Raw genomic sequence first — 14,174 nt, 5'->3', positions numbered from 1 at the left:
GGTAAGCGAATTACGGTACTGGTTTATCAGCCACTTGCGTTTACAACGAATCGGCAAGCGTTAGTAATACGTCTACGAATAAACAAAGGAGTTTGAAGTTAACTCATGCACGGCGAAACAAGGAAAGAGTAAGAGGGCACATAAGCCCTCTATGGTTGTTGGTTATTTCAAGAAACCAAGCTCACGCATTAGGTCGCCCATCTGTTTTTCTTGATCTTCTAGGAAGGCGTAAAAATCTTTGTCAGCTTTGTAGTTGTCGATCCAACCGTTACGGTCACGAACCACTTGCCACTCATCGGTTTTGTACATTTTGCCAAGCGCTACATTCCACTCGTCGATCTTCGCTTGGCTTGTGCCAGGTGCCGCAAAGAAACCACGCCAGTTAGCGAATACGGTTTCGTTGCCGTACTCAGTCAGTGTTGGGATGTTAGGTGCAGCGTCAAGACGCTTTGGCGCCGTCACTGCCAATACTTTTACTTGGCCTGATTTAGACATTTCTAGCACTTCACCAAGGCCTGTCGAAAGCAGTTGTGTTTCGCCAGATAATAGAGCTGCCATTGCTTTACCACCTGCATCGTAAGCAATGTATCGCACTTTCTTCGCATCAAAACCTTCGCCTTTGAACGCTGCCGCTACAACAAGGTGATCCATGCTGCCACGAGCCGAGCCGCCTGCGATTTTCACTTTACGTGGGTTGCTTTCGAACTCTTTTACTACATCATCCCAAGTGTTGTACTTAGAATCAGCAGACGCAACGATTGCGCCATAGTCGGCAATAGTTGCTGCAACTGGTGTTAGGTCACGGAAAGATTGTGGGAAGATCCCCGTTAGTGAACGAACAACGATAGGCGTTGAGTTCACCATTAGCGTGTCTTCTTGGCGTTGAGCCGTCTCGATTAGGTGAGCAATCGCTTTACCGCCGCCACCACCAGAAAGGTTTTGGAAAGAGACATTTTCTACGATGTCTGATTTCACCAATACATCACCCGTACCACGAGCTGTCATATCCCAACCGCCACCAGCGCCGCCAGGGATTAGGAAGTGGATTTTTTCTACGTCAGCAGCAAAAGTGTTGAAAGAAAAGGTTGCTGCGATAATAGAAGCCGCAAGAGTAGGTTTCAGTGCCTTGAACATGGTTCACGTTCCTTATGTAGGGGATCTCTTCAATGGAGAGAAACTTATGTTTTATATCCAGCTACTAAATACACGAATAGGGTATTGCTTAGTAGATGACGTTAAAGTTAACGGTGTGTTAACGAAATGTCTGTAATGCGGCGATATTGAGAATAAAGAACATTGGATTAATATTGTTCATAAAGTTCACGGGGAGGTGGCTGTAGGATTCTTCTAGCAATAATAACTAGGTTTTTCTTGAGTTTATGTGAACAATTTTTTTGACTGTTGGTCGCTATATACTGCTGTGTATCATTAAAGAGGGTACTTATTGCGACACAAAGAGTGATATGGAGAGGCGCTCTTTAATATATAGAATAATATGTTGCTAGGTGTGCAGTGCTACTGTAATAATATGATTATAGCTGGCACGTTACATTTCTGAGCTAGTGGTTATTCAAGGATCGAATAATGACAGACAAAAAAATTTCGTTACGATTTACTGTTGGAGGAATGTTTTTACTCGCGACATTTCTTACCGCTGTTGTTGCGGTTTCACTGCAATATTACTTCAGTAAAAAAATGGCGACTGAGAATACCCTATCAAAGTTGACGATGGTGTCCCAAGAGCTGAGTAACTATATCGGCGCGGTTGATTCTGACGCAGCCAATACCGCGCGTTTACTTTCTTCAGTGAAACGTTCTATAAGTAACAAAATATCGAAAGAAGAGTCGCGTAGTATTCTTTCAGAAGCAATTAAAGATAACCCTCTCTTTTATAGTATTTACATTGGCTCATCTAATGAAAACTTCTTCCAAATTATTAATCTAGAATCTGCCCCTGTCGTTAGAGAAAAAATCGGTGCACAACAAACGGACCGTTGGGTTGTGGTTGAGATTCATAATATAGGGGAGGAGCGCGTCCGTACGACGAAATATTTTGACCAAGAGTTTACGCTAAGAAACTCAACTACGGAGCAGAGCAACTACCTTCCAACAACCAGGCCTTGGTATGTTTCTGCCAATGTTCAGTCGGTCGAAAAAACTCAGCCATATCTTTTCCAGCATTTACAAATTACCGGGCAAACTTATTCTTTAGCGTTTGATTCGAAAATCGAATCTGAAGTTCAACATGTGATTGGTATTGATATTGTGTTGTCTTCTTTGGCTAGCAAACTATCAGGTACGGCGCTTGGCTTAGCAGAAGACAGTAAGGTTGAGTCTTTCTTATATTCGAAATCGGGTAATATTATTGCGTCTAACCTCAAGGTTAACAATCAGGAATCGGAGTTTGATGTATCAACATTGATGCTATCGTCTGAGCAGCAAGCCTTGGTTAACGATACCCCTCCGCTGTTAGTGTCTAATCAAAATGATTGGGGGCCGATGGACTTTTCAGTGGCGGGAAAACCAAACGGCTATGCGATAGACCTTCTCAAAATGATTGGTGAGATGACAGGGATCAGGTTTGAATTTGTTAATGGTTTCTCTTGGGGCGAGCTTGTCAGTAAGTTTCAAGAAGGAAGTATTGATGGCCTGCAATCGGTTCAACATTATAAAAATAATGGCATAGATGGTCTATACACGACTCCAATTTATGAATTGCCATTTTCTATTGTGACAAGGGTCGGCGCGAAGGTTGTCACTAATTATGCCGAGCTTGAGGGTAAAAAAGTTGCCATTTTATCTGGGTGGTCAATTATTCCTAAGTTGAGAGAGGATTTTCCGAACATTGATTTAGTTGAATTTGAAAACCTAGAGTCTGCATTTAATTCAATTGAAAGCGAAGAGAACTTTGCTTTCTTAGAAGCAAAACCCGTACTCTCGTTTGCATTAGATAGGCTTTTCCAGCCAGGCCTTGTTGTCAATGGGACTCTAGAAGATCTAAAACAGAACTACTCAAACCAATTCCATTTGGTGCTGCAGAGCAAGCATAAACAATTGCTCCCAATCATTGATCAAGCTATCAGTAAGTTAAGTGGTGAACAACTTGATGCCTTAGCGAAAAAGTGGCTGCATGATACCGGCTTTAATACGAATACGACGGTTCCTTATACTGAACTTTATGATTTGACTAAGGAAGCAACGGTTGAAGGCAGTATGGTAAGGGTAGAGTTGAATGGCGAGATCAAGCATCTCTATTTAAAGAAAATAGACACGGGCGAACACTACTCTGAGTATTTTGCGGTATTGATTCCCGAATCTGAAGTCTTCAGTACAGTCAATAAACGTCTAGCAACCTCTGTTGGTGTAACGGTGTTACTGATGAGTTTGACGTTGCCTATTGCTTGGGTTTTTGGTGCGCCGATAGTGCATCCAATTCGCCAATTAGAGGAAGAGACTCATAAGGTTAAGCTGCGTGATTATGACAACGTGACAATTCTTGATACTCGAATCAAAGAAGTGTGGGAATTATCTGTTGCTGTAAGAGATATGGCTATGGAGATTAAACGACATGAACAGATGCAAGAGGCGTTTGTTGAGTCGTTTATCAAGCTCATCGCTCAAGCGATCGATGATAAGTCCGCTTATACGGCAGGGCATTGTAATCGTGTACCAGAACTCGGCTTGATGCTGGCTGACGCGGCGGAACAATCGCAGTCTGAGCACTTCAAAGACTTTGAGTTTAAAAATGATGACGAACGCCGTGAGTTTAGAATTGCGGCTTGGCTTCATGATTGTGGCAAGATCACGACACCGGAACACATCGTCGATAAAGGTACGAAGTTAGAAGCGAACTACAACCGAATCCACGAGGTGAGAACTCGATTTGAAGTACTTTGGCGTGATGCGGAAATCACCGCTTTGAGAAAACAACTTGATGGTACGCTATCAACGCAACTGATAGCCGATGAACTTACGGCAACGAAGCAGCAGCTACAAGATGACTTTGCCTTTATCGCTACGTCGAACGTTGGTGGTGAGTTCATGAGTGACGACAAAGTTGCTCGTATTCGTTCGATCGCTGAGACGACTTGGATGCGTAATTTTGATGACCAACTTGGTCTATCGCCGATAGAAGCCTTGAATCGAGAATCGAGTTCAAGCTTGCCAGCGACAGAGCTGCTGTTAAGTGATAAGCCTGAACATATAGTGAAAAGAGATAGGCCGTTAGAGTTCGACCCGAAATATCAAATCAAAATGGATGTGCCGGAGCACCTATACAACTTAGGCGAAGTCTACAATCTGAGCATTGCACGTGGCACGTTAACTGCTGAAGACCGATTCAAGATAAATGAGCATATGCTTGGCACGATTAAGATGCTTGAGAACCTGCCATTCCCTAAAGAACTAAGCCGTGTTCCTCGCTATGCTTCGACGCACCATGAAACACTCAAAGGCACTGGGTATCCAAGGAGGTTAACTGGCGACGATCTTTCAATTCCAGAACGTATTCTCGTGATATCGGATATTTTTGAGGCGCTAACCGCTGCGGATAGGCCGTACAAGAAAGCGAAGCCGATTAGTGTTGCTGTCGATATCATGTACAAAATGGCGTTGGACGAGCATCTCGATATAGAACTGTTTAGGTTGTTTCTAACTAGCGGGACACATATCCGTTATGCCGAAACGTATTTAAAACCGGAACAGATCGATCATGTAGACCTATCAAAATATGTAGTTGAAGGCGTCGCTGCTTAACTTTGCTAGAAAGCATGAATGACTGCTGACCTCACTTCATGTAGTGAGTGGGGGTTTCTCCGGTGTGTTGCTTAAAGAAATGAATAAACGCACTGTCACTGGAGAACTCTAACTCGTGGGCAACCACAGAGACACTCTTTTTTTCTGACAATTGCTCAATGGCACTTAACAGCCTCCATTGTTGACGCCAAGCTTGGTAAGGCATCCCCGTTTCTTTGATGAATAATCGGCTAACGGTCTTGCTGCTTGCTCCAATATGCTTGGCCATTTCATTGAGTGGTTGAGGTAACTGTGTTCCTAGTTTTACTTTTTCTAACCACAACGCTAATCGTTTATCTTTGGGTAAAGGTAGCGTTAGCTCGTTCCTTTCTGCGTAAGAAAGTTCCTCGCAACACAACGCCAATGTGTTTTGTTGCTCTTCACTAGGTTTATCCCAATCCCAAAAAGCCATTCGTTCGATCAACTCCTTTAGTAGTGGTGTGACGTTAAGAATACTTAACTCTTCAGGCAAGTTTTTAATGCGAAGAGGATCAAAATAAAGCGAGCGATAGGCCACGACATTGGTCATGGTTGCACAATGCTCAATTCCCGCGGGTATCCAGGCAACTTTGGTGGGCGGCAACACACAATGCATTCCGTCGAGGGTAATACTGATGCAACCGTGTGGTGCAAATAACAATTGTGCACGGTTGTGTGTATGCATACCAGAATCGTGCTTGCCGACTTGGGCGGCAATGCCGACAAAGGGATAGGCCATTCCATCAACATAAAAAGGTGTGTTGTCATCGATCAACATGATTTGTCCTTATTTTGATGTTTGTTGTTCTACTGTTGATATTTGAACACAAATGAAATCCATATACTTCTCTTATTCCAGTTTTAGAAGAGAATAATATGAATAAAAAACCCCATATCGGACTGATCATCATTCTGCTGATGTTCCCCCAAATTGTTGAAACTATCTACAGCCCAGTATTGCCGCACTTAGTTGATTATTTTGGTGTATCAATGGCAAGTGCAAGTCAAACCTTGTCGATTTACTTTATTGCTTTTGCTGTGGGTGTTGTTTTTTGGGGACGAGTTTCTGATCTTATTGGCCGCAGAAAAGCGATGTTGTGTGGTTTGTTTACTTATGGTGTTGGTTGTCTGTTAGCCATCACGGCAACTCAATTTGATATGGTCATGATTGCGCGGGTTGTTTCAGCTTTTGGGGCGGCGGTAGGCTCAGTTATTGGTCAAACAATATTACGAGATAGCTATGAAGGCAAAGAGCTAGGGAAAGTGTTTTCGCTTGCAATTGTTGCAGTATCAATCAGCCCTGTTGTTGGTTTAATGTCAGGAGGATTTATTGCTGAATATTTTGGACACTTAGTGGTGTTCAGTTTACTGCTTGTCATGGCTTTTATATTGCTGATCGTATCGGCCTTTTCTTTACCCGAAACGAAACCTGCTGACACTAAAACAGTCAGCTTTATTGGTATTTTCACGGTAATGCTAAAAGATAGGGATATTTGGAAAAGTGCGATTCTTGTGGCTTGCTTTAATGTCATGATGTTTAGCTATTATTCCTTAGCGCCATTTATGTTCAGCCAGTTTGGCTTAAGTTCCATTGAATTTGGTTACAGTGGCGTGATATTAGCGGTAGCATCTGTTTTAGGAAGCTCGATGAATAAACGATTGCTGGTAAAAGAATGGGGTTCCCAACGACTCATTCAGATCGCGGTGTTAATCAGCTTTGTTGGGGCTGTTCAGGTGTACTTTTGCCAAGACAGCCTTTGGTTTCTTTTAGGAATGGCTGCTGTGGTTGTAGGGTTTGGTATGGCAAGTCCTAATATATTTAGTACGGCGTTGGTCAATTATAAACAGCAAGCAGGCACGGCAGGGGCGGTTCTAGGATTGTTGTATTACTGTTTAATTGGTGGGGGACTAGGACTTGCTGGTGAGATTGGTAACTTAGGGGTTGTGCTAATAGGAATGTCGTTATTGGCAAGCACCATGTTGATGTCTCGTGATTAACCTATTTTGAGAGTGTTAACCTTGTGAATAATAAAGAGAGGCGATCATTGCTTCTCTTTTTTTGGTCTAAATCGCTGATGAGTAGAAATTAATACTATATCTAAAAGGTGGATGGCAAGTTGTCGACACATCGATTTCTAATAATTGTAGGGTAAGTAAGGGTTTGTTGAGTCCCTCCTAGGTTAATTCATTTATTAACAGTTGGTTAAGTGATTATTCGCGTGTTTTCTAACAAACTTTATCGTCTATAAAAAATACTACCTTAGTCTAAATTGTCGACAATCTACTTGATTGTCGACAATTTGATCGTGTATTTTATGTTCATGTTATGAAATTGTTGACAGTTAGGGTCGGCAATCAGAAGTGAGCAGCGTGAATATGAATACTGCGATAAAAGATCTCAGCTTAAGTGCAAACACGAAAATACGTGTGAGCGACAAAGAAAACACCAAGTCGGAAAATCTGACTGAGTATCTCGTTGAGGCGATTGTTAACGGTGAATTACCACCGGGCAGTAAGATCTCGGAGCCTGAACTGGCTAAACGCTTCGAGGTAAGTCGAGGTCCATTACGTGAAGCTATAATGCGTGTGGAAGGGCTAGGGCTTATTGAGCGAATTCCTCATGTCGGCGCTCGAGTTATTACTTTTTCTGCAGACAAACTGCTAGAGCTTTACGCGGTGCGAGAGGCATTGGAAGGCATGGCGGCTCGCCTAGCAGCGCGACATATCACACAAGAAGAGCTTATCGGGCTTGAAGGATTATTGTCGACACACTCAAAGCACATCGATGAAGTCGAAGGTTCTTCTTACTTTCATCAACATGGGGATTTCGATTTCCATTACCGCATTATCAAAGCGAGTCGTAACAGCAAACTCATTTCGCTGCTGTGTGATGAGCTTTATCACCTATTACGCATGTACCGCTATCAATCGCCTAGGGCTCAGTCTCGACCAAAAGAGGCGCTCGATGAACACAAATACATCCTACAAGCGATTCGTAATCGCGATGAAGAGCTAGCAGAAATGCTAATGCGACGACACATCTCGGGTAGTCGATTGCTTATAGAACAACAAATTCAATCCAAAGATCTTGATTAAGCGACCATTGGAATCTGTCAGCGGATCAGTGCTGGCGATAACCAAAAGCTGTAAATCTTAAAGATTAGCTAGAAATAAACAATTAACAGGGAGCGTCATTATGAAGTTATCAGCAGGAGCAAAGTTCCGACAAGCTGTGCAAGACAACGACCCATTGCAGATTGTGGGTACGGTGAATCCGTATTGCGCGATGATGGCAAAGAACTTGGGGCATCAGGCGATCTATTTGTCGGGTGGAGGCATCGCCAATGCGTCTTATGGTTTGCCTGATTTAGGTATTACGACATTGAACGATGTGTTGGTGGATGTTGAACGTATTACCAACGCGTGTGATCTGCCATTGCTGGTAGATATCGATACGGGATTTGGTGGCGCATTCAATATTGCACGTACGATTCGCGCTATGGAGAAGGCAGGCGCAGCAGCAGTCCACATGGAAGACCAAGTCGCTCAGAAACGCTGTGGTCATCGACCAAATAAAGCGATTGTAAGTCAGCAAGAGATGGTCGATAGAGTTAAGGCTGCAACTGATGCTAGAACCGACGAAAGCTTTGTGATTATGGCTCGTACGGATGCATTGGCGGTTGAAGGAATAGACAGTGCGATTGAACGAGCGATTGCGTGTGTTGAAGCGGGCGCTGACATGATTTTCCCTGAGGCGATGAATCAACTCGATCAATACGTGAAGTTCTCGGCAGCGCTGAAATCAGCAACGGGTAAACACGTGCCTATTTTGGCCAACATCACTGAGTTTGGCCAAACACCGCTCTATAACTGTAACGAGTTGGCCCAATCAAGTGTCGATATGGTGCTTTATCCACTGAGTGCATTCCGCGCGATGAACAAAGCGGCGGAGAATGTTTACAAGCACTTGTTAGTTGAAGGCAATCAAGAAGCTTTGTTGGATTCAATGCAAACCCGTAAAGAGCTTTACGAACACCTTAATTACCACGACTACGAGAACAAGCTTGATCAGTTGTTTTCAAGCGAAGGGTAACCCAGTTTCAATTAATCAAAAATCAACTTAATCCAATAACGTGAAATGGTTAGTCGCCATATCCAGTACCGATGATAAAGATCACCGGACACATAAACAGGCAGCACCAAAGAGTGCAGGCGGCTAACACAGAAAAGGAGTTCACCATGTCTGTATCTTTGAGTGATAAAGCAGCTGTCGATAAGGCTTCAACAGAAAACCCACAACAAAGCGCAAAAACAGCAAGTGCACCTGCAATCGGTGGTGCTGGTCTACGTGGCCAAAGTGCGGGAACTACGGCGCTATGTACGGTAGGCCAGTCAGGAACGGGTTTGACCTACCGTGGCTATGATATAACCGACCTTGCTAATCATGCTCAGTTCGAAGAAGTGGCGCATCTGCTACTAAGAGGTCACTTACCCACTGAAAAAGAGCTCGATGATTACAAAATATTGTTGGTTGGTCTGCGCGGCTTGCCTCAACCTTTGAAAGCAGCATTAGAGCTTATCCCTGCTGACGCTCATCCGATGGATGTGATGAGAACGGGTTGTTCAATGCTAGGTAATCTAGAGCAAGAGACTGATTTTTCTGAGCAACTGCCTGCGACTGAACGAATGCTCGCGCTTTTCCCTGCCATTATTTGTTATTGGTACCGCTTTAGCCATGATGGCGTGCGAATTGATACTGAAGATCAAAGTGAAGCCTGTCTGGGTGGCTACTTCTTGAAAATGCTAACGGATAAAACACCTAGTGAACTTCATAAGAAGGTGATGCACTGCTCGCTAACCCTTTACGCAGAACATGAGTTTAATGCTTCAACCTTTGCCGCTCGTGTGTGTGCATCCACACTGTCAGATATCCACTCTTGTGTCACCGCAGCGATTGGCACACTGCGAGGCCCATTGCACGGTGGAGCAAATGAAGCGGCGATGGAAATGATCCAAGATTGGCAAACCGCTGATGAAGCAGAAACTAACATCATGCAGATGCTTGCTAACAAAGACAAAATCATGGGCTTCGGTCATGCCATTTATCGTGAGAGCGATCCACGAAATGCTCTAATCAAGTGTTGGTCAAAAGAGCTAGCTCAAGAGGTGGGTGATAAACAGCTTTACGCCGTTTCAGAACGTGTTGAAGCGGTAATGAAGCGCGAGAAGGGACTGTTTTGTAATGCGGACTTTTTCCACGCATCGGCCTACCACTTCATGGATATTCCAACCAAATTATTTACTCCGATCTTCGTGATGAGCCGCCTTACGGGTTGGACGGCGCACGTGTTCGAACAGAGAGAAAATAATCGCATCATTCGTCCAAGTGCAGACTATACCGGCCCAGAGCATCAAGACTGGCTGCCTATTCATCTACGTTAGTCCTCTATATCGAGCCGACTTATATCTCGAGGTGACTTTTCTCTTCATGTGATAAGGCCTCGAGAACCAACGAATAGAATTTAACAGATAATGGTGGATGTATGTCTGATGTAAAACTTGAAAGAAACCAAGATCTTGATGAAAACAAGTATCGAAAGGTTCTACCGGGAACGGGCTTAGAATATTTCAATGCTTGCGAAGCGGTAGAAGCAATATCCCCGGGCGCTTATAAAACCTTGCCTTATACGTCGCGAGTGTTGGCGGAACAATTGGTAAGACGCTGTGATTCTGAAACGCTTGAAGACAGCTTAAAACAGATCATTGAACGCAAGAGCGACTTAGATTTTCCTTGGTATCCTGCGCGCGTTGTATGTCATGACATTCTTGGTCAAACAGCCCTAGTAGATTTGGCTGGTTTACGCGATGCAATTGCCGACCAAGGCGGAGACCCTGCCAAGGTAAACCCAGTGGTCGAAACCCAACTGATTGTTGATCACTCTCTGGCAGTGGAACACGCAGGCTTTGATAGCGAAGCCTTTGATAAAAACCGCGCGATTGAAGAGCGCAGAAACGAAGACCGTTTTCATTTTATTGAATGGTGTAAAACCGCGTTTAAAAACGTGAGTGTGATCCCTGCTGGTAACGGGATCATGCACCAGATTAACTTGGAGAAAATGTCTCCAGTTATTCAATCTAAAGAAGGCATCGCGTTTCCTGATACCTGTGTTGGTACCGATAGCCATACACCGCACGTTGATGCTCTGGGCGTTATTGCGATTGGTGTGGGCGGCTTGGAAGCTGAGACAGTGATGCTCGGTCGTCCGTCGATGATGCGATTGCCTGATATTGTCGGCGTTAAACTGACGGGTCAACGACAAGAAGGGATAACTGCAACGGATATTGTGCTTGCGATTACAGAGTTTCTTCGCAATGAGAGAGTGGTCTCAAGCTATTTGGAATTCTTCGGTGAAGGGGCTCGTGCTCTGACCATTGGTGACCGCGCAACCATCTCCAACATGACGCCAGAGTACGGTGCGACAGCGGGTATGTTCTATATCGATGAGCAGACTATTCAATACCTGAAGCTCACCGGTCGAGAGCCTGAGCAGGTTGAATTAGTTGAACGCTACGCCAAGCAAACCGGGTTATGGGCTGACGATCTCGATTCTGCTCAATATGAGCGTGTATTAGAGTTTGATTTATCGAAGGTTGAGCGCAATCTTGCAGGGCCATCCAATCCCCATCGTCGTTTGCCAACCAGAGAGCTGGCTGAACAAGGCATCAGTCAAGCATCTTGGAAAGAGCAGCATGCTAAGGAGTACAGCGATGATCAGATGCCCGATGGTGCCGTAATCATTGCGGCAATTACTTCTTGTACCAACACCAGCAACCCAAGAAACGTGGTCGCCGCAGCATTAGTGGCTAAGAAAGCCAATCAGCTTGGATTAGTTCGTAAGCCGTGGGTGAAAACGTCATTTGCTCCAGGTTCTAAAGTTGCCAAGCTCTATCTCGAGTCGGCAGGTTTGCTTCCCGAACTTGAACAATTAGGCTTCGGTATCGTGGGTTATGCGTGTACTACCTGTAATGGTATGAGCGGAGCCCTAGATCCTGCTATCCAACAAGAGATCATCGACCGCGACCTGTATTCAACCGCTGTGTTGTCAGGGAATCGCAACTTCGATGGTCGAATCCATCCCTATGCCAAACAAGCGTTTTTAGCATCACCGCCATTGGTGGTTGCTTATGCCTTGGCTGGCACGATTCGCTTTGATATCGAGAAAGACAGCTTAGGCACTGACAGCAACGGCAAGCCAATCTACTTAAGTGATTTATGGCCGAGTGATGCGGAGATCGATGCTGTTGTCGGTGAACATGTTAAGCCTCAGCAATTCCAACAAATCTACGTGAAAATGTTCCAGCCAGACGAGGAACAGGTGACGACTGAACCGCTTTATGACTGGCGACCTCAAAGTACCTATATTCGCAGACCACCTTATTGGGAAGGGGCTCTTGCGGGAGAACGAAGCCTTTCTGGTATGAGACCGTTAGCTATTCTTGGCGACAACATCACCACCGATCATCTATCGCCTTCAAACGCGATTCTCGCTTCGAGTGCGGCAGGTGAGTACTTGGCGAAAATGGAAGTGCCAGAAGAAGACTTTAACTCTTATGCGACTCATCGAGGTGATCACTTAACCGCGCAACGAGCGACGTTCGCTAACCCGAAGCTGTTTAATGAAATGGTGAAAGACGCTGGAGAAGTCGTGCAAGGTTCATTAGCAAGAGTTGAACCCGAAGGCCAAGTTACGCGAATGTGGGAAGCGATAGAAACCTACATGAACCGTAAACAGCCTTTGATTGTCGTGGCGGGTGCCGATTATGGCCAAGGTTCATCACGTGATTGGGCTGCCAAAGGTGTGCGCTTAGCGGGTGTTGAAGTGATTGTTGCTGAAGGGTTTGAACGAATTCACAGAACCAACTTGGTTGGCATGGGCGTGCTGCCTCTGCAATTCAAAGCGGGGAACAATCGCAACACCTTAGAACTGGACGGCACCGAGCTTTACGACGTGTACGGTGACATTGAAGCCTGTTCTGATTTGGCTCTAGTGATCACTCGTAAAAACGGTGAAAAGCTTGATGTTCCTGTGACCTGCCGACTAGACACCGCAGACGAAGTGAATGTGTACAGTGCTGGTGGCGTATTGCAACGTTTTGCCAAAGACTTTCTCGCCCAGTAGGAGCTTATGATGACAAATAAACAGATCAAAGTGCCTGCAACTTATATGCGGGGCGGAACAAGCAAAGGTGTCTTTTTCAATTTAGAAGAGTTACCTGAAGCTGCGCAAGTCGCCGGAGAAGCACGAGACGCATTACTTCTGCGGGTGATTGGTAGTCCAGATCCTTATGGCAAACAAACCGACGGCATGGGTGGCGCAACATCCAGCACCAGCAAAACCGTTATTGTTTCGAAAAGCAGTAAAGCCTATCACGATGTTGATTACCTATTCGGCCAAGTAGCAATAGACAAGTCGTTCGTTGATTGGAGCGGTAACTGCGGCAATCTATCTGCTGCCGTAGGCCCATTTGCAATTCATAATGGACTGGTCGATTCGAATCGTATTCCAGAAAACGGTGTGGTCGAGGTGCGAGTATGGCAAGTGAACATAGAGAAAACCATTATTGTTCATGTACCTATCGCTGATGGGGAAGTCCAAGAGTTAGGTGACTTTGAGCTCGATGGTGTCACTTTCCCCGCTGCTGAGATCCAAGTTGATTTTCTAGACCCCGCCGACGCGAGTGGCTCTATGTTCCCAACAGGGAATGTTGTCGATTTTTTAGATGTTCCAGATCTGGGGTGCATTAAAGCGACATACATCAATGCCGGAATACCCACCATTTTTGTTGATGCTGAATCGGTTGGTTACCAAGGCACTGAACTTCAATCAGATATCAATAGTGATACCAAAGCCTTGGCTCTGTTTGAATCCATCCGAGCACATGGTGCAGTAGCGATGGGTCTTATTGATTCTTTAGAACAAGCTGAATCACGCCAACACACACCTAAAGTCGCGTTTGTTGCTAAGCCTCAAGCGTACCAAGCCTCCAGTGGTAAATCGGTTGCTGCCGAAGATACTGACCTTCTTGTGCGTGCTTTGTCTATGGGACAACTGCATCACGCTATGATGGGTACGGCTGCAGTCGCCATTGCTTCAGCGGCGAGTGTGCCGGGCACGTTAGTGAACTTGGCAGCCGGTGAGGGGTCTCGAGATTTTGTGACCTTTGGTCATCCATCAGGAACCTTAAAAGTGGGTGCTAAAGCTATTCAGACGGAAAGCGGTTGGCAAATAGAACGGGCGATTATGAGTCGTAGTGCCCGAGTGATCATGGAAGGTGCCATCCGTGTGCCTTTTCCTAAGTAAAGCGATTGTCGTGAACGGTCAAATGTTCACGAACACAAC

At 45.1% G+C, this 14,174-nt stretch carries 9 protein-coding genes; 7 read left to right on the top strand and 2 right to left on the bottom strand.

Features of this window, described 5'->3' with window-relative positions; all coding sequences use genetic code 11:
* Positions 1–162: 162 nt before the first annotated feature.
* Positions 163–1,134 (bottom strand): tripartite tricarboxylate transporter substrate binding protein, encoded by a 972-nt coding sequence (locus OCU90_RS09730; protein WP_061025484.1) that lies wholly within the window; start codon positions 1,132–1,134, stop codon positions 163–165.
* 450 nt (positions 1,135–1,584) lie between these two features.
* Between OCU90_RS09730 and OCU90_RS09725 the strand changes: the two genes are divergently transcribed.
* Positions 1,585–4,755, top strand: a complete 3,171-nt coding sequence (locus OCU90_RS09725; protein WP_099426172.1) for an HD domain-containing phosphohydrolase — start codon at positions 1,585–1,587, stop codon at positions 4,753–4,755.
* Positions 4,756–4,786: 31 nt separating this feature from the next.
* Here the strand turns inward: OCU90_RS09725 and OCU90_RS09720 are convergent, their stop codons facing one another.
* Positions 4,787–5,551, bottom strand: coding sequence for an AraC family transcriptional regulator (locus OCU90_RS09720; RefSeq protein WP_061025487.1), 765 nt, complete (start codon positions 5,549–5,551; stop codon positions 4,787–4,789).
* Between the two features lie 98 nt (positions 5,552–5,649).
* Between OCU90_RS09720 and OCU90_RS09715 the strand changes: the two genes are divergently transcribed.
* From OCU90_RS09715 to prpF, 6 genes are all read left to right on the top strand, one after another.
* Positions 5,650–6,771, top strand: a complete 1,122-nt coding sequence (locus OCU90_RS09715) for a multidrug effflux MFS transporter (protein ID WP_061025488.1) — start codon at positions 5,650–5,652, stop codon at positions 6,769–6,771.
* Positions 6,772–7,149: 378 nt separating this feature from the next.
* Positions 7,150–7,869, top strand: a complete 720-nt coding sequence (locus OCU90_RS09710) for a GntR family transcriptional regulator (RefSeq protein ID WP_061025489.1) — start codon at positions 7,150–7,152, stop codon at positions 7,867–7,869.
* A gap of 100 nt (positions 7,870–7,969) precedes the next feature.
* Entirely contained in the window at positions 7,970–8,866 is an 897-nt protein-coding gene (prpB, locus tag OCU90_RS09705; RefSeq protein ID WP_061025490.1) for a methylisocitrate lyase, read from the top strand.
* Between the two features lie 146 nt (positions 8,867–9,012).
* Positions 9,013–10,215 carry a bifunctional 2-methylcitrate synthase/citrate synthase gene (gene prpC / locus OCU90_RS09700; protein ID WP_061025491.1) on the top strand — a complete coding sequence of 401 codons (1,203 nt, stop codon included), beginning with the start codon at positions 9,013–9,015 and terminating at the stop codon, positions 10,213–10,215.
* 101 nt (positions 10,216–10,316) lie between these two features.
* A complete protein-coding gene (gene acnD, locus OCU90_RS09695) occupies positions 10,317–12,953 on the top strand; it encodes a Fe/S-dependent 2-methylisocitrate dehydratase AcnD (protein WP_061025492.1) in 2,637 nt (878 codons plus the stop codon).
* A gap of 9 nt (positions 12,954–12,962) precedes the next feature.
* Entirely contained in the window at positions 12,963–14,135 is a 1,173-nt protein-coding gene (prpF, locus tag OCU90_RS09690) for a 2-methylaconitate cis-trans isomerase PrpF (RefSeq protein WP_061025495.1), read from the top strand.
* The last annotated feature ends 39 nt before the right edge of the window (positions 14,136–14,174 follow it).

The organism is Vibrio splendidus (genome assembly GCF_024347615.1).
Lineage (GTDB): Bacteria > Pseudomonadota > Gammaproteobacteria > Enterobacterales > Vibrionaceae > Vibrio > Vibrio splendidus.
This window is presented reverse-complemented; position numbering and strand designations above follow the sequence as displayed.